Consider the following 22,482-nt stretch of genomic DNA (forward strand, 5'->3'; position numbering starts at 1 on the left):
GCATACTTGCATGCTATATCCGCTCCATTCAAGAAGAAATAACAAAGCCGCAGAGAGCTGAGCTCTCGCGGCATGCTTTGTGAACGTTATTCATTCGTCGTCTCTACGGTTCCGATTCGTTTGCTTACCCGCTTCGCTTCTGAGCTCCCGCCTGCTTCGCTTCTTATCTTGGTTAAAGCATCGGCAAATTGCTGTTCATCTACATACATATAAGGGCTGTCCCAAACACTATTCACTTGCTGAAAGGAAATCTGATTGGGTTTCATCTCTTTGTAGTTCATAATCCAATCCTTCAACACATCTTCCGGTATGTCCGTCTTCATGTTCTGACCCACAATGTCCAGCACTTTTCCCCATTGGGTAGCGCCCTGGAACGAAGCGAGCTTATCTAATAACTGCTGAAGAACCTGCTGCTGCCTTACGTTCCGAGCCGTATCCGAGGATTCACCGGTTCCTTGGTTAGACTTCCGGTAACGGACGAAATCCAGTACCTGCTTCCCATCCAGATGCTGAAGCCCCTTCTTCAAATTAATGTTGGTACCGTCGGCACGGTCGGTATATCTCATATTCATATCGACATCGATGTCCAGCCCGCCGACTGCATCCACAATTTGACGGACTCCGTCGAAATTAACGGTGACCATATGGGTGATCGGAATGTCCAAGAGCTCTCCGAACCACTGCTTCGTATTGGCTAGAGCCGTCTCCTTGTCTTTAATCGAATAATGAGCGAAATAATAATTCGCTTTATGTGCGCTGCCTTGTTCGGTTTCAATTCTCAAATCGCGCGGGATCGATAACAGACTCGCCGAGCGTGAAGCAGGGTTATAGCTGGCAACCATAAGGACGTCGGAATTCAATGTGCCTCCACTGCCCTCGCGGCTGTCTACGCCGGCTAACAGAAATGTCAGGGGCTCCATAGCTTCCGGCTTCTCCTCGCCCTCTTCTGCTGCTTCTTCTTGTCCTTCTTGCTTGGCAGGCGTTGGCTGCGGATCAGCGGCGATATTGCGGATCGCATTGTCCGCTTTCTGATACAAATAACCGGCATAAGCACCGACCCCGATTAAGGTCGATCCCAGTAGAACGAGTACGAAGATCATTATTCTTCGGATGATAGTTTGTTTCCTGGATCGTAAGACGGACATATGCTCCTCCATGATATGCATTGTAGGGAATGTTTTACCTATCCATTTTACGGGTATAGTCAACCGTTGAATAGTTAATTTTTTCTTAGAATTTGTCGAATGCGTCCCTTGAATCGACATAATCAGCTGCCTGCGTGCCCGATGATTCCAGCTCATGATTGAAGGTTTTCAATGTTGGAAAAACTGTTTGTATCCTTGTTCAACGGAGGTCTGTCATCATGAACACTGCACGAATATGGTCCGATCGGTTCAAATTCCTGTTCTTAAACAACCGGTTTGTCCTATTTCTGCTCATCCTTTTTTTGATCGCCATTAATATTTTCGTCTTAAGCAAGATTTCGTTTGTCTTCAAGCCCTTTATCGTGCTGTTCAAAACCGTGCTTCTCCCCTTGCTTCTAACGGGAGTCGTCTACTATTTGCTCAAGCCGCTGGTCGATTTCCTGGAGCGGAACAAACTAAGACGGATTTATGCGATCATTGCTCTATATCTGCTTATTATCGGTACCGTGGCCCTGCTGATTATTGCGGTCATACCGCTCATCCGGGTTCAAGTGACGAGCCTGATCGAGAACATACCGGTCTACAGCCGTGAGATCGAGGAGAAGTTCCGCAGTTTAATCGGCAGCACATTCTTCAATGATGCCCAGCAGGCGCTTGGTTTGGAGAATATGAATATCATGAGCAGCATTACCGAACGGGCTTCCTCGATTCTCAAGAACGCCTGGCAGCGGGTCGGTGGCGTGCTCGGTGCCGTAACCGAGACGATCCTCGCCATCGTCACCGTCCCTTTCGTCCTATTCTATCTGCTCAAGGACGGACGCAAGCTGCCGGACCATCTCTTGTCTTACGTTCCGACCTCGATGCGCGAGGAAACGAGGCGCATTCTGGAAGAAACCAATCATCAAATCAGCTCCTACATTCGCGGTCAAGTTCTAGTAAGCTTCTGTATTGGCGGGCTTCTCTATGTCGGTTACCGCATCATCGGCTTGGAGTATTCACTCGTTCTGGCGATTATTGCGGCCTGCACGAGTGTCGTGCCTTATCTCGGTCCTGCGATCGCCATAACGCCTGCTCTCGTTGTCGCTACCGTCACTTCCCCGGCCATGCTGCTGAAGATGATCGCAATCTGGACCATCGTTCAGCTCATCGAAGGGAAGTTCATATCGCCGCAAATCATGGGCAAGACGCTGCACATTCATCCGGTTACGATTATTTTTGTCATCCTGACAGCCGGCAATTTATTCGGCATCGTCGGCATAATACTAGCCGTTCCGGGCTACGCGGTGTTGAAGGTTCTCATGGCTCATGGATTCCAGTGGTTTAAGGTGCGTTCGAAGCTGTATCATGAACGTCACAACGCAAGCAGCAACGCATGGACCGCTCCTGCAAATGATGATCATACATAATAACATGGCAGAAAGGCTGCACCCCGCTGAAGTGAACGGGGTGCAGCCTTTCTGTCTTTCTACATGCGTTGTTGGATTAAGCCTTCTATGTGGTCAAATTATTAGTGACGACTTTGTTCGTCGAACCGCCGTCGGATATTTGCGCGGATGCATTGCCTCTTACAATATTCCCCATGAGGATGTAATTATTAACACCGGTATTGATTCGGATGCCCTGACCTAAGGTGGCATTGCCGTTCGCCGAAATTGTATTATTCGCAATATTGGCACCCAATACCGTGACATCCGTCAGAATAATACCGTGACCTCCTCCTGTCCCCCTTCCATTGTTGTGGAAGCTGCTCCCGGTGATGGTCCACTTGCCGCCCTTGGAATACACGCCCGAGCCGAAGGCGTTGAAGATGCGGCAGCCGCTTATGATAATATCGTTCAAGCCCGTCGACGTATTCTCATAGTGAAGGTTGCTTCCATTCGGGTACCCGCCGGAAGCCGTGCTGCCGCTGGATGCGAGCCACGTATTATTAAAATGCAGGAGTGCGACACCGTTCGATTTGACGTTAACGCCATGCTTCCCCGCGCTGTCAATAAAGCATTCATTGAAGAAAATTTCGCGGTTAAGCACACCGGACAGTGAGGTATCGATCAAGGCATTCGTCTCGCATATGATCACATCGGTAGATTCAACGACAATCCCCCCGCAGCTTCCTCCAAAATGCAGCCCTACGCTTCCGGCGATCGAATTTGTGCTGATTCGCGAACCATTCATGATCCATAAATTCGCCCCCCAGGATTGATCGGATTTACCTTGGGCGGTAATGCCGCTGTGCGAGCAAAATAATTGAACGTTAGACACGAGACAATTATCAAAATATTTGAAGTAAAGCCCATCATATAAATTATAGCTCGTCATACCCGGATCATCAGCCTTGACGCCTTCGATCACGCTTCGCTGTGCATGCTCGCCGAATATAGCTGCACCTGAAGTCTTCTTCACATTAGAAGTAATGGTGAAGTCCTTGAAATAGTTATTAATCGTACCTGTACTTGTCGTCGTACCGCCGAAATAGATGATATGTCCAGCAGCGAACGTGCCTTGAATAACGCTGGAACCGCCAACGCCCACCACGCCAATATGATGACCGGTTATATTCAAGGTTCCACTGATGGCATATGTGCCTTTCGGAAGGAAGACGACTCCACCGCCCGCGCTTTGGGCCGCATTGATCGCCGTTTGAATCGCGCTTCTGTCATCCGTTATTCCGTTTCCTGCAGCACCGTAGTCGGTCACATCATAATAGGAATTGACGCTTGTTGCAGCCGCAGCCGCTGCAGGCCATCCCACCGATCCCGCCGTGTACATCCCGATACCGGCAAGACTCGCAGCTCCCATTGTCTTTAGCAGCTGTCTTCTGCTAAGCCGACCATCCGGTCCTGTCATGGTATCGTGACTCGCTGTCTCCTTATTCTGCTCTTGCCCTTGCCCCTGTTCATGTCCGCGTTGATCTTCCATAATCCATCATCTCCCGATAAGTAGTCGATTCAGTATGTTTGGTGATCGTCTGCCGGTTACAACAGATCGGTATGTAATCGTTTTCAATAAAATGTTAATACGTTCCAATACATAAGTCAATACAAATTTAACTTACGGACTACATTTCGCCATAAATGTCGATTAACACTCTATTTAACGTTGATTATCTCTATAATCCGATGCATACATGATACACATAGGATACATACATTTGGCAATACTTTTTCTGTATTAATGCTATAACAAAAAGGATGCATCAATAATGCATCCCTGAGAATCACGATGGATTAAAAGAATAAGCGCAGCAGCATCATACTCACCATTCCCGTCAAGACGGTCATTAATAGGCTGCGCGACTTGATTGCGACGACTAGAGTCGGTAAGGCTGCGACTAGCTTGATATTATCCGCTAAGGATGAGAGCTCACCATCCTGTGTGAACAGCTCTTGTCCGACCAAGGCAGCCATGACCGAGATGGGCACATAATGGAGCCATCGCATCCCCCAGTCGGGCAGTTCAATGCGGCTGAGCGCCATGAGCGGCAGAACTCTGGGAATGAAGGTTACGATTCCGGCACCTATTATAATGACGAGAATATCCCATCTTACTTCCATTTATCTATCACCATCCCGATCGTGGCTGCGATTACGGTTGCGGTAATGACGGCGGTACTGCCCGATGCCAGCATACTTACCCCTACGACGATGGCAACGGCTGCTGCCGCTACGATAATATCGAGCAGCTTATTGCTTCGGCTTGCTATGGCAAGCGCGAGAAGCCCGATAAACATTGCCGGCAGGGCAAAATCGAGGCCATACCTCTCCGGATTGGTCAGCCATTGACCGAAGAAGGCTCCGGCCATATTGGCCGCAAACCAATTCAAATAGGCGGTAATGTTGAGACCATGCATCCATTTCTCGCTGATCCGTCTCTTCTTTACCGTTTCGTTTATGGCAACGCCGAACGTTTCGTCCGTAAGCAGCGATCCGATCAGCATATTTTTGAGCGGACTAAGATGGCGGAAATAGGGTGAAAGGGCTGCGCTAAGCAGTAGATGCCGCAGATTGACGAACAATACCGTCGTGATGATCGCCAGACTCGAGCTGCTCGCCGCAAGCATGCCCGAGACGATAAATTGTGCCGACCCTGCGTACAGCAGCAAGCTGATCAAAGCAATTTCCATCATACTCAGTCCAGCCGTTTTCTCCACGACACCCGCCGCAAAACCAATACTAAGATAGCCTAGAAGCGTAGGTATGCAATCCTTCACCCCTTGCCAGAAGCCTTCCTCCACTTCGGGAGCGGTTGGTCGTTCGATTCTCACATCCTGTTGATTCATCTGTATCGCTCCTATTGACGTTATGCCTGTCGGCGGACCTGGCCCATCTCCGCCGTTCTTGAAGTATTCTAACTACGATAAAATCAATGAAGCGGATTGTCAATCGATTCGGACCTGCGGCAGACCTGCCAAAATACAGAAATAAGACCCGTAATAGACGGGTCCGGTTGGACATCTGGAATAACAGAAACGGCAGAGAACCATTTGTTCACTAGCCGGGCAAGAGCTACCCTTGCAAGAATTCGCCTTTTAACAACCCCATAATAATCTCATCGCAAGGTTCTCCGTTCGTGTAAATCATATTCCGCAGCCGGCCTTCCTGCTTGAATCCAAGACGTTCATGCAAGCGTATGGAGCTTTCATTGAACGCATAGATATGTATGGTTACTTTCTCATAGCGCAGTTCACCGAAAAAATATCGAAGCAGGATCTTCACCGCATCGGATGCATATCCGTTACGCCAATGAGCACGAAATACAGCTACCCCATATTTGAACGTTCCGTTCCGGGGATCGCAGCTATGTGAATTAATACTACCCACATGCGTACCGTCTAGCGTTTCGATCGCAAGCATGATGTTATCTCCATCAGCCCCCTTCACGGCCTGCAGCTCAGCCCATGACTTCGTTCCTTCATCTGATCTTGGGAAATGGATGGCATCTGATAATCGAGCACCTTCCGAATCCTGATCGTTCTCATGAAACTTGATCCAGTCGCCAGGTACGATTGCTCGCAATCTGACCTTCTTTCCTTCCCAACTATTCATCGCTATTCCCCCTTTCCTAAAGTAACGAAGAGACCTACATGTTCTTCTTATTCGACATTGTGTTCTCACTGTCCTTGCTGCCCGAGATCGCGGAACTGCGCCCGGTCGTGATCCAAATACGTTGTCGCAGCGCCGTTGAGACGGTACAACCATTTGAATGGCGTGCCTGCAGGAGGAGGGACATAGAACCATTTTTGGTTGGCGCGTCGATTTGCTATTTACAGCATATGAGCCCCGTGTTAACGTATATCTGTATCTGAAATGGAAGTTCCAGGAAGAGATTTTCCAGAAGTAAGGAGAACAATTCATGACACCGATAAAGGTGATGCTGGTGGAAGACGATCCGTTCTGGCAGACCCATCTAGCAGACGATCTCTCTCACATATCCGATATCGAGGTCGTATGTACGGCAGCTAACAAGGAAGAATGCCTGCATGCCGTACAAACCTTCGATATCGATGTCATTTTGATGGATATCAACTTAACCGCGAATCACCTCGATGGCCTAGATGCCGCCCAGGAAATTTGGCAGATGCCAAACCCCGCCAAAATCATCATGCTAACCTCCCTGCAAGAAGCGGAAGTGATCGTCAAATCGTTTCAGTGCGGCGCCGCCAACTTCATCAATAAATCAAGCTTGGGCGATGTCGTGCAGGCGATTCGCGACGCGCATGCGAACAAGTCATCAATCCATCCCGACGCGGCTTCCTCCCTCATCCACGAAATTCAATTGATGGCTCTAACCCCTATGGAAAGACAAGTATATGAGCTCAAGAAGCAGGGAATGAACAAAATCGAAATTGCCCAAGCGCTGCAAAAATCATTCAATACGGTCAAAACGCAGTTGAAAAGCATTCGGAACAAGCTGAGCATCCGTTGATCGGCCGGTTCGAATTATAACGACGAGACGGGGTTCGCAATGATTGTTTATGTTTGCATGTTTCTTTCGCTCTGGACAATGGGCGTCATCATCATCCGCCTCAGCAACAGCCGTTACGGCCGCTCTCACGGTTATACCCTGCTTGCGGCCGGCTGCGGCAGCTTCGCCTTTTCGCTGGAACTCACCATCTTGCCCTTCCTCTCACAAATAAGCGAAGTCCCGTCCTTTCTAGCCGAATCGCTTCGCATCCTCAGCATCGCGGCATGCTACGTCTACTGGATCGTCTTCCCGTACTGCTACTGGCTGACAGCCGTTTATTTCAGCGAACTGAATAACCGGTCCCGCTGGCACCGGCTGCTCATGCTTCCTGCCTTCGTTTCAGCAATCTATCATCTCGCTTCTTATCCGCTGCATGAAATTCACATCGAATTTCTCCGTGTGCCTGCGGCTGTTTATTTCGCTTTTGGAATCTCTCTTTACATATGGGCTTATCTGAAGGAAAAGCAGCTCTTCATGAAACAAATCAAATTCCGCACCGTCGTCGTGTTCAATTCGGCGATCGTCTGGGCGTTCATTTCCGATTTTGCCGGCATGTCTTTGATCACGGCAGCGCCGTCCGCGTTTACAGTCGTGAGCAACGATGTCTGGAAGTACAACTATTGGCTCATTGCCGGACTCGTCGGGTTTCATCTTTATTTCGGGGCTCGTTATGGATTTCTCGGCGTGAAAATGAGACTGCAGCGGCAAAAATACAATTATTCCATGCGCGCCCTGACGATGGGAACCACCATACTCAATCAATCGCTGAAGAACGAAATTCAAAAGATCAATCAGCTCGGCGAACAATCCAAACGGCTGGCGGCCGAAGAGAATCGGGACGAAGCGCTGCAGACGGTCGGAAGTCTATCCGGCGTTGCCGTTCATCTTCTTACTGTTCTGAACCGGATCAAGGATAAGGCGGACGACATTCATCTGCAGGAAACCGAAGTGCCGATTTGCCCGCTGCTGCAGGAGCTGGTCTCTGAGATGCAGCTTCTGCTGCGAGAGCGGAATTTGCAAGTTCAGACCGATTTTCGCATCGACGCGACGCTGAGATGCGACCGTACCCATATCCGGGAAATGTTCAGCAACCTGCTGCTCAATGCGGCAGAAGCTGTGGAGCCGGGGAAGGGCTTGATCTCCGTACGTACGGAAAGTCAGGGAAAACGGGTCATCGTTGAAATTGCGGATAACGGCTGCGGCATACCGAAGAAAGATTTCTCGAGGGTGTTCGAGCCGTTCTATACGACCAAGCACGACTCGTCCCATTACGGTCTTGGGCTCAGTTATTGCAGCAGCGTCATGCGCAAGCATGACGGCAGCGTCTCGATCGCGGGCAGCGCAGCGGGAACAGGAACGACAATCGCCGTCGTGATTCCAGGCAGCCGGGTAATCTGCCGGACAGAACCTGGTGCCAAGGCAAAATAAGCCGCCCGCAGGGTGAAAAAAGTTCATCCTCCCGCATTCTGTTCCCTCCCCTTATAATTCAAAACAGAGCGAATGAGAGGAACGGATGGGCGGCTCGGAAACGGTGGCCGACCGGTAGGCTGACGCGATGTCCGGCAAACGCCCATCCGATTCTCGCATGATGATCTCCTTGCTTGATTGCAAAATGGACACTGGAGGTGAACAAGATTTCCGGAGGAAACGCGAAGCTTGCCGATGAACACGATTCGGCCGGACACCCCGGCCTGTGATGAATCGGAGCCAAGCTCGATGGCATGTTAAGTTTTTCAATATCAATGAACGATATGAAGGAGGATTTCATTACAATGTCCAAGATCAAACCTTTTCTGTTAACGATTATGATTGCAATCGCAGCGCTGGTAGCAGTTATACCTGCATCTGCACGTATGGGTGAGGATGTCGAGCCTGGTGGTGGAGGCGGTGGAGGTTCGTACCCGCCTCCGACTTCGACAAGTACCGGTAATTCCCTGACTCAGGAGTCCTCCTGGCAAAGCTCGAACGGCGGACGCTATATGTATACAAAAGCAACGCTGCAGCGCGCAGGGGCATTGGCGGGCCAACTGGATGTCGTCACCCGCACGAAGAACAATGTCAAACTGACCGGCTTTACCGGCGGCGTATTTATTTTGCTGCGCAATATCGACGGTGCCGTTATCGGCGCAACGTCCATTCAGAAATTCGGCGTGGACGGCCAATGGATCGGACGCTACGACCGCACGGATTACTGGTCATGGTCCTTCGATCCGCAAGTAGCCGCCGCAACACATTCGATCGAAATCATTCAACAGCATTCCGCCAAGGAGCTGGATGATCAGCTCGCTTATTGGCAAAGTACCATATGCGGCAATCTGGAACGGCTGGGATTGCCCAAACCTCCTTACGGCTGCCCATAAACAATGTCTGCAGCCGCGGTCAATAACCGCGGCTGCTTTACGTATTTTCTTAACCGAGGAGGCCGAACCGCTTTGCTAATTGTAGTCATGTTCGCATCATTATGGGCGACGGCTGTCGTTCTTTTGCTCATTTATCCTCGCGACGTCTATACACGCTGGGTCAGCGCCATGTTTCTCACCGGCGGCTGCAGCGGGTGTGCCGTATCGATACATGCCGTCATGATTCCCTTTATGCATCGTAACGGATTCGATACCGTAACAAGCGACGGTCTTCTGGGTCTGATCAGCTTCAACCTGATGTCCATCCAGCTTCATTTTCTCAGTTATGCCTGCCTGATGAGCTCGATTGTGTTCAACAAATCGCTGGCGGGCAGGCCGCTATGGCTGGCTGGCGTACTCCTGCTGCTGCCTCCTCTCGGCTTGCTTGTATTCGAGCAATGGGCGCCGGGCTTTGTAATCGAGCTTCAGATACTCCGTATATACGCTGGCGTATACATTGGAAGCAGCTTTATTCTTTATATCCTCGGCTGCACCCGGGAGATGAACCGGCGGGCCAAGTATAACCAATTCCGCACGACTGCTCTCTATATTCCTGTTCTATTATGGATCTACGTCAGTTATTATTTGAATGTCGATCGGATTCAACTGGATAACGGCGGACTGACGATCGTCGGCAGCGGATGGTGGCGTTATAATTATGCGATCATCTTTCTGCTGCTCGCCGCGATGGTCTTTTTTGGCCTTCGATACGGAATTCTAGGCATCAAGCTGATCTTCGAACGGCATCTCTACGATCATTCCATGAAGACGCTGACGCAAGGAACATCCATTCTGAATCATTCGCTCAAGAACGAGATCCAGAAAATCGTCTACTTGAGCGAGCGCATCCAATCGCAATTGGGGGACGATCATTACGACAAGGCTGTCTGGTCGATCGATCAGCTGTTCCCGATTACCAGCCATATGCTTCGAATGGTCGAGCAAATGAAGGAAAAGGCCGACATCATTACACTGCGCGAAAATAACGTGCGAATCGCCGAGCTTCTCGACGTTTCTCTGATGTCCTTGCAGCCGATGACGGACATCAAACACATCCGCGTCCACAAACAGTACGAGTGCGACCCCGTAGTACAATGCGACCCGCTGCATATTTCGGAGGCGTTCAGCAATTTATGCATGAATGCGTTAGAGGCGATGGAAGACGGCAAAGGTGTACTTTGTATTCGGCTGTACATGAGCAAAAAGATGCCTGTCATCGAAATAAGCGACAACGGTACGGGAATTCCTCCCGAGCAAGTCGACCGCATTTTCACACCCTTCTTCACCTCGAAGAAAGGCCCCAACCATTACGGTCTCGGCCTCAGCTATTGCTATGGCGTCCTTCAAAAGAGCGGCGGTTCCATCAAAGTCGTTCAAACGGCTCCCGGACAAGGAACGACGTTCGCCATGACCCTTCCTAAACGAAAAGTGATCGCCTGCCCCAGCCTTGAAACTATTTCTTCATGACGGTTTCGCACTTCTGTGCATGGTATGCCATCTTTCGCACGCAGCATGGCTTCCCCAAGCTTATCTGTCATTATCAGGCCTTCTAAATCCGGCAAAATGCGGGGTTCGGAAGGCTTGATGGGCGATCCGCGATGCTTGTCCAAAAAGACAATATCCATATCTGGATATATATTCTATAATAAGTTCTGAACCCTATTCTCCTATAGAAAGGATTGTGTATAATGACAAATGAAAGCGGTAACAAAATGAGCAGACGGCAGGCCCTCGCCACGCTCAGTGTCTCGACTGCCGCACTGGCCGCAGGGATGCTTCTCCCGCCGCAGACCGCCTCGGCAACCGTGCCGTCTACGGTTATCAATGTGCTGGATCATGGCGCGGTTGGCGACGGCGTGACGAACGACTCCCCTTCCGTCGCTGCGGCCGTTGCTGCACTGCCTGCCAACGGCGGGGTGCTCTATTTTCCTGCTGGGAGATACGTACTGAACCAGCCCGTGACCCTTGCGAACAAGGATGTTACCGTACGGGGTGACGGCATGCAGCTGTCGCAGCTGTTCTTCCCTGCCAGCAGCGGCATTGTGTACAGCACGACGAATCAGTTCAACGACGCCCTGCAGGTGGAGGATTTATGTCTGGTCACCGTCTCGGACAATCTGTATGTCGGCATTAAAGCGACCTATCCGAACAATGTAGGCAGCCCCTGGAAAAATACGATCATCGAGCGCGTTATGCTGTCCGGCACGACATCGATCGGCGAGTATAATAACGGCGGCAACAACTGCAACTCGGGGCCGCAGAATTGGCAGGCCGGCATCGAGCTTGAGAACAGCGCCGTCTCCCATGTCCGGGACTGCGTGGTGCGCGGGAGCGGAGGACACGGCATCCTCTTGAAAGGCTATACAGTGGATATTCTGATCCACGGCTGCAAATTTTACGGCGCATCGGAAGCCATCTATAAAGTCGGACCGTCCGAAGGTATCATCATCGACAACTGTATGGGCATCAACGTCGGCACATTCGTCTACCTGAACCCGAACGCCACGTCGAATGCCGGAGTCTATGCCTCGATCCAGAACTGTCATGCCAATTACTTCAACAATGGCATTATCATCAATTATCATCCGCAGATGTTCATGAGCAACTGCCTGTTCTATAAGAACGGCACCTTGAACGGCGGCTTCGATGTCCTATTGAACGGATGCGAACGCAGCCATATCACGAACTCGACGTTCATCGTTCGGGCCTCTACCGGATATGGCAACGGCATCGTCGTCCAGAACAGCAGCTCTGTGCTGATTCAAGGCAATATCATTCAGGAGCGGGAAACCGCCGTCTGGTTGCAGGCGTCGTCCTCCGATTGCATGGTGCAGAACAACCGGATCAGCGGGAATGCCTCGAACATTCTGAATCTGGGCACGAACAATTTGATCGGGCAAAATCTCCATTAGCGCGATAGAGGCAACGCATACAACCACAACGTTCGGCGAGAATGGATACGAAGTAAGAGATTCACCCACCTGATGCATTCGCTTCCACTTAGGGTTTGTAGGAGTAGAACAACCTTACCGGCCTGCCGGTAAGGTAAGAAGCGGCGTTACAGCGAGGCATGTCGGCGAATGCTCGAGCTGTAACGCCGTTTATGGGCGTAACAGCAAAACTCGCTCTACTAGCGGGCTCCGCTCCCTAACCCGCGAAAGAAAGAATCCGATGCGGCGTTCGTCAGCTCCGCGCAGCGGCTCACACAGGAAAAAACCACGATCAGCATCGTGGTTTTTTCACTCCAACTTCCAACAACAACTATTCCACAGGCCCAAGCTCCCTAAACCGCTCAATGATGATCGGAATTTCGTCATCCTTCACATGCAGCGGATTTAAGAAAAATTGATTCGATCCGTCCCTTGCGAGTCCGATCAGAACAGCGGGTTCTCCGCTCTTCATGCGCTGCATAATGCTCTCCGCCGTCCTGCCGGTTCCGCGCATATCGAACATCGCATACGGATAATCCTGTCCCGTCGGTCCGGGGTAGACCCGGTTCGTGCTGTATCCGAGAGCGGCGAGCTCGTTGCAGAAGGTCTCCACGACCCTCTCGTGCCGGCTGCGTATCTCCTCATGATCATGCTTCAAATACAGCTCGATCGCCGCGTACAGTCCAGCCATCTCTTCCCTGCCTACCTTCATCGGCCGGCCAATCGTATCGGAGGCAGGCCCTGCCTGCAAGCGGCACATCAAGACGAGCTCCTTCCTCCCGACAATGAGCCCGGTCGATTGAGGACCCATGAGCGTCTTCCCACCGGAGAAGATAACGAGATCGACGCCCCGCTGCGTGTACCTCCACAAATTATGAACGGGTGGCAGCTGAGCGGCCGCATCCACGATGACGGCCGTCCCTTTGCTGCGCGCGATGCGGACAACCTCATCCAACGGCAGCGCTTTGCGAATGAAGGCGCTCGTATCGAAGTAGAGGATGCAGGCGGTCCGCGGTCCAATCGCATCCTCAAGCTCGCGGGCAGTCGTACCCGCCTCGCTGCCGATTTCCACGATCGTGACACCTAGATGAGCCACCGTCATATCGAATCCGTTCCGCTGGCATCGGTGAATGATTACCTCATTGCGAAGCCCCTCCAGATGGGGAAAAGCCCGCCTCTTCGCAGGATCCTCACCGGCTATACAGGCCGCCACCGTAAGGGCAAGTCCGGCTGCCGCACCGCTGGTTACCATCGCGGCCTCGTTACGGGTCAGCTCGGCAATTCTCTCTCCGATTCGGTCATGCAATACATCGAGCTCGACAAAATGCTCGGCAGCTTGTCTCATGGCTTCCAGAACTGCTGGCGGCATTCGTGATCCGCCAATTGTCGTATAGGAATCCGCCGCATTGATGAAAGGACGAATTCCCAGCCGGCTGTAGATATGGTTGTCTTCCACATGAATCCCCCTCATGCTTTGTTGACCTTACCCTTTGATCGAACCGACCATGATTCCTTTAACAAAATAACGCTGCAAGAACGGATACACGCAGATGATTGGAATGACGACCACAATCATTGTAGCCATCCGAATCGTTTCGGCTGTGAAGGTTTGTGCGGCGTAGGTCGCCGCCCGTTCCGCATCTGCGCCCTGCACGGCCGTCAGATTGGCTTTATTGATCAGTTCCATGAGCATGAATGAAATCGTTTTCAAGTCTTTATCTGTGACGAAGAAAGCAGCATCCAGCCAGCTGTTCCAGTGCTCCACGCCCGCGAACAAAGCGACGGTGGCAAATACCGGAGCCGATATCGGAATGACGATACTGAAGAAGATCCGCATATCGCTCGCGCCGTCCATCTTGGCCGATTCCTTCAGTTCCTGAGGAAGCTCCCTGAAGAAACTCATCATGATGATCGTATAGAATGCATTAAGCAGCAGCGGGATGATGTAGACCAAGAACGAATTCATGAGATGCAGCTTCTTGATCAAGATAAAATAGGGGATGAGCCCTCCGGAGAAATACATCGCGATAATCAATAGTGTGATATAAGTCGTCCGAAAAATCAATTGATTATTCGCTAAACTATACGCGAAAAGCCCCGTGAACAGCAAGGTCGCAAAGGTGCCGACAACTGTACGGGAGATGGTAATGCCGAAGCCTGTCAGCAATTCATGATTCGAGAAGACGGCTTTGTAATTATCCAAGGAAAATACGCGCGGCCAGAAGTAAATCCCTCCGCGGGAAGCGTCGATTCCATGGTTGAATGAGATAACCACCGAATAATAGAACGGATAGACGGTCATGACGAAGACAACGATCAAGATAGTATAGATGATAATATCCATGATGTTGTCTTCCATCGTTCGCCTGATGCCCCTTGCACCCATCGCATAGCCCCCTTCAGAATAACCCGACGCCCGAAAACCGTTTCGACAAATAATTGCTTAGATAGATGAGAAGAAGTGAGATGACCGATTGGATGAGCCCGATTGCCGTTGCATAGGAATATCGGCCTTGCGCCAGTCCCATCTTTAACGTGTAGGTTTGCAAGATCTCGGACACGCCGTTGTTCACGGGATTGCCGAGCAGATAAGACTGCTCGAAGTTGGAGCCGCCGAGGCCGCCCCCGAATAGATTGCCGATGCTTAAGATCAGCACGATGATAATGGTCCCCTTAATTGTAGGTAGCGTAATATACCAGATCCGCTGCATTCGGGATGCGCCATCCACAACAGCAGCTTCATAGAGAGCTGGATCTACGCCGACGATTGCAGCCAGAAAAATAATCGTCCACCAGCCCATTTCCTTCCAGATATCGCTCAGAACCGCCATCGGCCAGAAGTAAGCAGGATCGGAGAGGAACGAGATCGGTTTATCCGCTAATCCCGTAGATACCAGAAAGTGATTCACAACGCCGGTCTGCTCGTTGAAGAATGAGAATATCATGCCGGATACCACGATCCAGGAGATGAAATGCGGCAGGTAGCTAACCGTCTGAACCGTCCTCTTCACGGAATGTTTGCGAACCTCATTCAATACCAAGGCAAACAGGATCGGAATCGGGAATGTGAAGAATAGCTTGAGCAAGCTGATGGCGACGGTGTTGCGGATAATTTGCCAAAAATTAATATCGTTATAGAACTCTATGAACCACTTGAATCCCACCCATTCACTCGTAATGAACCCTGGAATGCCGGATGTTAATTTGAAATTTTTGAATGCAATGATGAGCCCCACCATCGGCGTATACGCGAATACGAGCAGAAAGGCGATGCCCATCAGAGCGCAAACCTGATAAAACAGCTGTCCTCTCAGACGCCTCCAAATATTCGGCACTAGTCTTTCCCCCTTTCCTCCAAATTGAACGCTCTTGATGCAACGTTGGACGCGAGCCCGAACATAATCTTTCTTATTTTTACAAAACCGGTAAAGGAGCGAGTCGCCCCCTTACCGGCCCGGAACCGTCTTGCGCCCGGCCTATATTTACTCGGCTACGGCATCATATTTTTCTTTCGCTTTTAGATAGCGTTCCGTCATATATTTCTCCAGCTTCTCGACGCCGATTTTCTTCGCATCCTCCAGCATCTTCTTATATTTGGATATGGCTTCATCCTCGTTAGCTGCCGTAATGATCCCGACCTGCGAGTTTAGATAGAGCTCTGTCAGCTTGACATTGATGTTGAACTCGTCCGTGTCGGCCTGCGGCTTCGTGAAGGACAGGGCGGGATTCCGCACATAGCGGGTTTTTCGGAATTTCAGCAGCTCCACACCGCTATGATACTTGCTATTCAGCGCACCGGAAGAAACGGCTACACCTTCACCAAGACCGCTAGCTTGGAAATACCACGGTCCGATCCCGGTTTCGGTAACCTTCTTATTGATGAAGTCCGGGGAACGCTGGAGCAGCCCGTCGTCGTTCAGCGTATAGTGCTCGTTCTCGATTCCCCATTGGGTCAGGCTGTCGCCCTCGGGGCTCTTCAGAAATTGCATATATTGAATGGCCCGTGCCGGATCCTTCACCTTCTTCGAGATAAACAAGCTCGCCCAGCCGACGGAGGCATCGATGATCTTCAGCTTATCCTCGCCTTTATACGTAAGCGCCTTGGTAATGGGGACGAAATGTCCCTTGATCCCGCCATCATCGAAGATCTTATTCGTTTCATCCGCCAGTCCCGAGTTGTAGGAAGCAGCGAATACTTTGCCGCTTCGAACAATTTGGAAAAACTGCTCCGGCTTGTAGGCGAAGCTCTCTCCGCTTAAGAAGCCCTCCCGGTACAATTGATTCATATATTTGAAATATTCTTCGAAATCCGGGTGCATAAAGCCGAATCGGATGTTGCCTTGTTCATCCTCATACGGATTAGCAGACCTCAGCCCCAAGAAATCCATGAAAGCACTCGTCCAAGTCGGATGAGGAAGATAGACCACCATGTCCGGATATTTTTCCTTCACCATCCGAAATACGTTCAGCATGTCTTCAAAGGAATCCAGCGGCGGGTTCCCCAGCTCATTCAGAATATCTTCGCGAACGTATAAGCCCGGATCGCCCGGCGACGGAAGGTTGCGCGGGTCCGCCCATGCTTTCTCATTGTTGTAGTGCGTCTTCAGCGTGTAAAAGTGTCCGTCATCTGCCGTGTTGTTAATGATCTCGATGGGATCGATCAGATGCATGAAATCCGGCGCATACTTCTTAATCAATTCGTCCCATGCCCAGACCAAATCCGGATTATAGAACCGTTCCACCTGTTTGTCAGTGAAGATCAGATCCGGCAGTTCATCCGCGGCAACCAGCACCTGCAGCTGCTGCGGATCGGAGCTCTTGGTCACCTCCAGCGATACCCCGGTTCGTTTCGTAATTTCCTTCGAGACGTCGTCTTTCCCCCACGTATCGATCGGATACCAATCGAAGTCCAGGTAGGAGGTAAAGGATACCGGCTCCGTTGCCTTCTTCCACGAAATCTCTGGACTGTTCCAGTCGACGTTCTCGTACTTCTTCAGTTCTTCATCCGACATGGCGTTCGATCCGCTGTCGCCATTCTTGTTGCTGCTGCAGCTCGTCAGAAAGACGGTTGCGATTAATAATACCGATGTGAGCATCAATAAGATTCTCCTCATCTACGACTTCCTCCCTCTCTATTTCATTGATTTTGGCGATGCTGTATGCAAGTGATCATTGCTAACGTTTTCTATTTCAGTTGTTTTCGTTATGGAATAGTTCATCCTATGTCCTGATCCCATTTGTCATACGGAATTTCGATAAGTTTTTGAGACAGCTGTTCGGAATCGATGTATGATAGTCTTGTTGCCAGTTCCTTCCACTGTGGAACATGCAGTCACACGGGTTTACTCGGCAACGATCAGACGAATGTGATGTTTATCGAACAACTCCAAAAAGGGGGTCGAAGGTATACGATCGGTGACAACGGTGCTGACCGAAGTGAAATCATCGATACCGAACAGGGTTTTGTTGTTCAGAAATTTACTGTGATCGACCATGAGGATCGTTTCCGAGGAAGCGGCAATCATCGCCTTGCGAACCGATGCTTCGAGCATGCTGTTGTCGCGAAGCCCTTCGGGCAGGATGCCTTTCGGCGAGATGAAAGCCTTTGTCGCATACAGCCTTGCGATCATCTCCTCCGCGAAGGAACCGACGAACGACTGCGTAAGCGGGTTCAGAATACCGGGGATGCCAATCAGCATGCCCGCTTTATAATCTTTGAATAATTCAAATACGGGGATCGAATTGCTGATGGTCGTTACATTGCACAGCTTGCGCACCTGCAGGGCCAAGTGCGAGATGGTCGAGCTAGAATCGAGGAAGATGCTGTCCCCCTCTTCAATAAGAGACATGGCAGCATTTGCAATCGCTTTCTTTCGTCCGCTTAGAAGATGATTGGATCGCGGGAAAGGTACCGTTCCTTCTTCTTTCCATACGGCACCGCCATATTTCCGCTCAATCCGGCCTTGCTGCTCAAGCTCACGGAGATCAGAGCGGATCGTGACCTCGGATACGTCAAACAGCCTGCTCATTTCGGATACTTCAACAAAACCCCTTTCCTCAATCATCCGGATGATTTGCTTTTTACGTTGCGTCGCCAGCATATGTGGGGTAAGCCCTCCTCAAGACATAAATAATCGAAAGAAATAATAAGATATGGCAGTGGTAAAAAGACCGAGGTTTGCTGGGGAGAACCCCATTCATCGGGTTACTTACCATATTATTCTAGAAAGTGAGTTATGCGAGCGAAGGATATAATTCAGCAATCGTCGTGAACCGAAACCCGTCATCACAAGAAAACGAAGAAAAATGAAAGGGCCGCAGAAGTCAACGCGAAGGCAAGCCTCTGGCTTCGATTACATAGATGAACCGTATCATCGGCCTGTCAGACCTGAATTTATTCATGACGAGAGGGGTATGAGGATGATTACGAAAGAGCATGTGGCATTTTTTCGGGAGAATGGCTATGTCAAGATTGAAGGTGTAGTTCCGAAGGAGAACTGCGATCGCGTCATTGATGCGATGTGGGACTGCTTGGGGCTCGATCGCACGAATCCAGACAACTTGTATAATCCACCGAAGGGTGTCTTGGGCGGCGCAGGCATGCTGGAGATGTACCATCATCAATCGATGTGGGATAACCGGCAGCACCCTGCTATGTATCAAGCGTTCTCCGAGCTGCTGGGTGAGAAGAAATTGTGGGTCAGCCTCGATCGCGTCAATATGAAGCCGCCTGTTCGCAGCGATCACCCCGAGATGAATCATGGCTTTATCCATTGGGATACGGATACCTCCAAGCTGCCGGATCCTATTCCGAAACCATTCGGGCTTCAAGGCGTGCTGTACTTGGCCGATACAGCGGTCAATCAAGGCGGCTTCCAATGCGTACCGGGCATCTACCGGGAATTGGAGGGGTACTTGAAGGCGCAGCCGGCCGACCGTAATCCAGTCGTTCCTGATTTGACCGGCTATGAGGTGGAAGCTATTCCTGGCAAGGCGGGAGATCTCGTGATCTGGGACATTCTTTTGCCTCATGGCAATGGTCATAATTATGCGGAGTCTCCGCGGTATGCGCAGTACATTCTGATGTCCAAAGCGCGGCAGGAGAATAATGAAGTTCGCCAAGCTCGAATCGAACAATACCAGAAGCGCGAGAACCCGAGTGCCAAGGCATTCCCAGGCGATCCGCGCAGATGGGAGCAGACCCAATTCGACGGGCCGCCCGTCCTTACGCCTCTGGGCCGCAAGCTGCTCGGGCTCGATCTGTGGGAGGATGAAGCATGAATCCTTCGTTAACCGTTCAAGTCATCGATCCGCGCCATGCATCCAGCTATCCGGCGCATCTGATACCTTATAAAGACGGATACAAATTGGAGCGCAGCCACTCCTCGAGTACAGAATTGCAGCCGGAATTTTATTTGAGCCCGGGTTGGATCGACCTTCATACACATATCTACGACGGCGTCACGCCATTAAGCATTCCTGTTGACGAGGTCGGCTTGAATACCGGCGTACACTTGGCGGTAGATGCCGGCAGTGCAGGGGAAGCGACGATCAGAGGTCTGTACGAATATGTCGCTCCACGGTATCATACGCAGATCATGTCTTGGCTGAACATCAGCTCCATTGGGCTGGTTCATCTGAGAGAAGCTTCCGATTTAAGTTTAATCAACGTGGATCGTACGGTCCAAGCCGTACTGGCGAATCAGCCATTCGTCTGCGGAGTTAAGGTCCGCTCGAGCGGGATGATCGTAGGCACGATGGGTCTGCAGCCGCTGCAGCTGGCGCTGCTGGCCGCAAGGGAAGCCGGCGTTCCGCTCATGGTCCATATCGGGGAAGCGCCGCCATTAATCGAAGATGTGCTGGACCTGCTGCGTGAAGGCGATGTCATCACGCACTGCTTCCACGGCAAGCTTGGCCATCCTTGGGAAGCAGACGGACGTCCCGGACCGGCGCTGGAACGCGCGTTGGCCAGAGGCGTGCTGCTCGATGTCGGACATGGCGCTGCGAGCTTTAACTTTGATATTGGGGAGCGTGCATTGAACGCGGGTTATCCCCCATTCTCGATCAGCACAGACATTCACATCGGGAATATTGGCGGCCCTGTGTACGATCTTCCCGCGACGATGAGCAAATTCTTATCGATCGGAATGTCGATTGCAGACATTATAGCCGCTGTCACGATCGCGCCTGCGGAGGTGCTGCGTATGAAGCAATGGTGCAATCTGGATGGCATTCTGGAGAAAGCGACTTTGTTCCGGATCGCTGACGAACCGATTCCAGGCCGCATGTTCCGGGATTCGCAGAATAATGACCGGACCGCGGGGGATACGATTATCCCTACAGCCGTCATAACAGATCAGAAGCTTCACGATCTCTCTTATCCTGGCCGTCTTCTAATGTAATTGTCATAGGCTCAAGCCGATTGCGAGGCTGCCCTTGTCAGCAGTAGGACTGCTGCAGGGACGGCCTCTTTACTTCTCACCTCTTCATCACGGCGGTAAACGATTAATCGTTTACTAATGATAACGCAGCCCTTAATCTATACATAGAGGAATACGAGTAGGAATCAGGAGGGATTTGACCATGACAGCGAGGAACAGATGGCATCCAGATCATTATCTTGAGGCGATGTACCAGGAAATCACGCCGAAATTTCAGTTTCAGGCACGGAATGAACAGGAATGGCGAGCATGGCAGGAAGGACTTACAGCGCAGTTCATTCAGGATGTTGGCGGATTCCCCGCAAATGCTGCACCGCTTGAGCCGACACTCCTCGAGGAAACGGATTGCGGTGAATATGTACGGCAGCTCGTCGAATTCACGACCTATCCCGGACTCTCGATGCCGGCCTATGTTCTTGTTCCGAAGGCAGCCTCCAAGGCTGGCGATCGATTACCTGCTGTTATCGCATGTCATGGACACGGCGAAGGGAATACGGAGCTGGTGGGACTGCAGCCAGACGGGGTAACAGAATCAGCATCCCCTGGCTATCAGAAGAATTTTGCTGTCGAGTTGGTCTTGCGCGGCTTCATCGTCATCGCACCCGACATTCTCGGCTTTGGCAGCCGGAGGCTATGTGCAGAAGCGGAGAAGAACGCGCCAAACTCCTGTAACGCCATCTCGACCTTTCTGCTTCAGATGGGATTTACGATGTCTGGGCATCGGATCTATGAGACGATGAGAGTCATCGATTATTTGCAAACGCGAACCGACGTCGATCCTGAGCGCATCGGCTGCATGGGAATTTCCGGAGGCGGTCTTGTAGCTGCATTCACCTCCGCTCTGGACAAGCGGATCAAAGCGGCCGTAGTCAGCGGCTATGTCAATACGTTCAAGGCGAGCATCTTGTCCATCCATCACTGTATCGACAACTACATCCCTGGATTAAATCGACATGCGGAGCTGCCCGATCTCGTCGGCCTTATCGCACCTAGACCCCTTCTCCTAGAGATGGGCACGCAGGATACAATATTTCCGATCGAGGCTTCAATAGATGCTGCTCAGCAAATTCGCAGCATCTACCGGATCCTTGGCTCAGAGGACAAGTTCGATCATGATATGTTTGAAGGACCCCATGAAATCAGCGGGGCAAAGGCCTATGACTGGCTGGTTCGTTGGCTTGCCTGATCCAATCAAACAGCCTCCAGTCCCGGTCGGCGGGGCTGGAGGCTGTTATATTTGCTGCGTGATGCATTTATTTAAACGGCCATCGCCCGGCAGGCCTTCGCACATTCGAGGCATGCTTCTGCACAGCGCTTGCAGTGATCATGATCATGCTTGGCGCATTCATTGCCGCAGGCTTCACAGATTTCCGCACATATCCGGCATATCTCACTGGAATAGGAGCTGCGCATTGACATTGCATGCGCGGCAAACCCGCATAGATCCGCACATTCCCGGTCCAGGCGTATACATTCCTTCATGGCCTCGATATGGGATTCCTCCAAGCATGCATCATAGCAATGATTACAAGCTTGCATACATTTCAGACATTCATCGATACAGGCTTGATACTGTTCATGTGACATATGAAACGCCTCCTTGGTT

General features: G+C 51.1%; 20 protein-coding genes. 9 read left to right on the forward strand and 11 right to left on the reverse strand.

Annotated elements, in window-relative coordinates; all coding sequences use genetic code 11:
• Positions 1 to 86: 86 nt before the first annotated feature.
• Entirely contained in the window at positions 87 to 1,145 is a 1,059-nt protein-coding gene (locus NNL21_RS02615) for an LCP family protein (protein WP_204815890.1), read from the reverse strand.
• A gap of 218 nt (positions 1,146 to 1,363) precedes the next feature.
• On the opposite strand from NNL21_RS02615, the gene NNL21_RS02620 reads away from it, so the two are divergent.
• Positions 1,364 to 2,551, forward strand: coding sequence for an AI-2E family transporter (locus NNL21_RS02620; RefSeq protein WP_204815891.1), 1,188 nt, complete (start codon positions 1,364 to 1,366; stop codon positions 2,549 to 2,551).
• 85 nt (positions 2,552 to 2,636) lie between these two features.
• On the opposite strand, the gene NNL21_RS02625 is transcribed toward NNL21_RS02620, so the two are convergent.
• The 4 genes from NNL21_RS02625 to NNL21_RS02640 all read right to left on the reverse strand — a co-directional run bounded on the left by NNL21_RS02625 (position 2,637) and on the right by NNL21_RS02640 (position 6,187).
• Positions 2,637 to 4,061, reverse strand: coding sequence for a glycosyl hydrolase family 28-related protein (locus NNL21_RS02625; protein ID WP_204815892.1), 1,425 nt, complete (start codon positions 4,059 to 4,061; stop codon positions 2,637 to 2,639).
• Positions 4,062 to 4,369: 308 nt separating this feature from the next.
• The gene (locus NNL21_RS02630) at positions 4,370 to 4,696 is read right to left on the reverse strand and encodes an AzlD domain-containing protein (RefSeq protein WP_204815893.1); all 327 of its coding nucleotides are present in this window, start codon (positions 4,694 to 4,696) and stop codon (positions 4,370 to 4,372) included.
• Positions 4,687 to 5,421: an AzlC family ABC transporter permease gene (locus NNL21_RS02635; RefSeq protein WP_204815894.1), complete on the reverse strand. Its 735-nt coding sequence runs from the start codon at positions 5,419 to 5,421 to the stop codon at positions 4,687 to 4,689. Before NNL21_RS02635 ends, NNL21_RS02630 begins: the two co-directional genes overlap by 10 nt.
• Positions 5,422 to 5,647: 226 nt before the next feature.
• Complete coding sequence (locus NNL21_RS02640; RefSeq protein ID WP_256555022.1) at positions 5,648 to 6,187, reverse strand: GNAT family N-acetyltransferase; 540 nt, start codon at positions 6,185 to 6,187, stop codon at positions 5,648 to 5,650.
• 307 nt (positions 6,188 to 6,494) lie between these two features.
• Here NNL21_RS02640 and NNL21_RS02645 point away from each other — a divergent pair, with 307 nt between their 5' ends.
• The 5 genes from NNL21_RS02645 to NNL21_RS02665 all read left to right on the forward strand — a co-directional run bounded on the left by NNL21_RS02645 (position 6,495) and on the right by NNL21_RS02665 (position 12,417).
• Positions 6,495 to 7,067 carry a response regulator transcription factor gene (locus NNL21_RS02645; protein WP_204815895.1) on the forward strand — a complete coding sequence of 191 codons (573 nt, stop codon included), beginning with the start codon at positions 6,495 to 6,497 and terminating at the stop codon, positions 7,065 to 7,067.
• A gap of 39 nt (positions 7,068 to 7,106) precedes the next feature.
• Positions 7,107 to 8,534 (forward strand): sensor histidine kinase, encoded by a 1,428-nt coding sequence (locus tag NNL21_RS02650; protein ID WP_204815896.1) that lies wholly within the window; start codon positions 7,107 to 7,109, stop codon positions 8,532 to 8,534.
• Positions 8,535 to 8,878: 344 nt separating this feature from the next.
• On the forward strand, positions 8,879 to 9,466 hold the full coding sequence (locus NNL21_RS02655) for a hypothetical protein (protein ID WP_204815897.1): 588 nt from the start codon (positions 8,879 to 8,881) through the stop codon (positions 9,464 to 9,466).
• 72 nt (positions 9,467 to 9,538) lie between these two features.
• The gene (locus NNL21_RS02660; protein WP_204815898.1) at positions 9,539 to 10,972 is read left to right on the forward strand and encodes a sensor histidine kinase; all 1,434 of its coding nucleotides are present in this window, start codon (positions 9,539 to 9,541) and stop codon (positions 10,970 to 10,972) included.
• Between the two features lie 245 nt (positions 10,973 to 11,217).
• Complete coding sequence (locus NNL21_RS02665) at positions 11,218 to 12,417, forward strand: right-handed parallel beta-helix repeat-containing protein (RefSeq protein WP_204815899.1); 1,200 nt, start codon at positions 11,218 to 11,220, stop codon at positions 12,415 to 12,417.
• 349 nt (positions 12,418 to 12,766) lie between these two features.
• Here NNL21_RS02665 and NNL21_RS02670 read toward each other — a convergent pair whose 3' ends face one another.
• The 5 genes from NNL21_RS02670 to NNL21_RS02690 all read right to left on the reverse strand — a co-directional run bounded on the left by NNL21_RS02670 (position 12,767) and on the right by NNL21_RS02690 (position 18,536).
• Positions 12,767 to 13,891: an aminotransferase class V-fold PLP-dependent enzyme gene (locus NNL21_RS02670; protein WP_204815900.1), complete on the reverse strand. Its 1,125-nt coding sequence runs from the start codon at positions 13,889 to 13,891 to the stop codon at positions 12,767 to 12,769.
• A 27-nt stretch (positions 13,892 to 13,918) separates the two neighbouring features.
• A complete protein-coding gene (locus tag NNL21_RS02675) occupies positions 13,919 to 14,821 on the reverse strand; it encodes a carbohydrate ABC transporter permease (protein ID WP_204815901.1) in 903 nt (300 codons plus the stop codon).
• Between the two features lie 13 nt (positions 14,822 to 14,834).
• Positions 14,835 to 15,770: an ABC transporter permease gene (locus tag NNL21_RS02680; RefSeq protein WP_256555023.1), complete on the reverse strand. Its 936-nt coding sequence runs from the start codon at positions 15,768 to 15,770 to the stop codon at positions 14,835 to 14,837.
• Between the two features lie 147 nt (positions 15,771 to 15,917).
• A complete protein-coding gene (locus tag NNL21_RS02685; protein ID WP_204815902.1) occupies positions 15,918 to 17,549 on the reverse strand; it encodes a type 2 periplasmic-binding domain-containing protein in 1,632 nt (543 codons plus the stop codon).
• Positions 17,550 to 17,777: 228 nt separating this feature from the next.
• A complete protein-coding gene (locus NNL21_RS02690) occupies positions 17,778 to 18,536 on the reverse strand; it encodes a DeoR/GlpR family DNA-binding transcription regulator (RefSeq protein ID WP_204815903.1) in 759 nt (252 codons plus the stop codon).
• A gap of 319 nt (positions 18,537 to 18,855) precedes the next feature.
• Here NNL21_RS02690 and NNL21_RS02695 point away from each other — a divergent pair, with 319 nt between their 5' ends.
• The 3 genes from NNL21_RS02695 to NNL21_RS02705 all read left to right on the forward strand — a co-directional run bounded on the left by NNL21_RS02695 (position 18,856) and on the right by NNL21_RS02705 (position 22,062).
• Entirely contained in the window at positions 18,856 to 19,716 is an 861-nt protein-coding gene (locus tag NNL21_RS02695; protein ID WP_204815904.1) for a phytanoyl-CoA dioxygenase family protein, read from the forward strand.
• Positions 19,713 to 20,837, forward strand: coding sequence for an amidohydrolase/deacetylase family metallohydrolase (locus NNL21_RS02700; RefSeq protein WP_204815905.1), 1,125 nt, complete (start codon positions 19,713 to 19,715; stop codon positions 20,835 to 20,837). Before NNL21_RS02695 ends, NNL21_RS02700 begins: the two co-directional genes overlap by 4 nt.
• A gap of 181 nt (positions 20,838 to 21,018) precedes the next feature.
• The gene (locus NNL21_RS02705; protein WP_204815906.1) at positions 21,019 to 22,062 is read left to right on the forward strand and encodes an alpha/beta hydrolase family protein; all 1,044 of its coding nucleotides are present in this window, start codon (positions 21,019 to 21,021) and stop codon (positions 22,060 to 22,062) included.
• 71 nt (positions 22,063 to 22,133) lie between these two features.
• Here NNL21_RS02705 and NNL21_RS02710 read toward each other — a convergent pair whose 3' ends face one another.
• Positions 22,134 to 22,463 carry a four-helix bundle copper-binding protein gene (locus NNL21_RS02710; protein WP_204815907.1) on the reverse strand — a complete coding sequence of 110 codons (330 nt, stop codon included), beginning with the start codon at positions 22,461 to 22,463 and terminating at the stop codon, positions 22,134 to 22,136.
• Between the last annotated feature and the right edge of the window lie 19 nt (positions 22,464 to 22,482).

Source organism: Paenibacillus mendelii, from assembly GCF_024498075.1.
Taxonomy (GTDB): domain Bacteria; phylum Bacillota; class Bacilli; order Paenibacillales; family Paenibacillaceae; genus Paenibacillus_Z; species Paenibacillus_Z mendelii.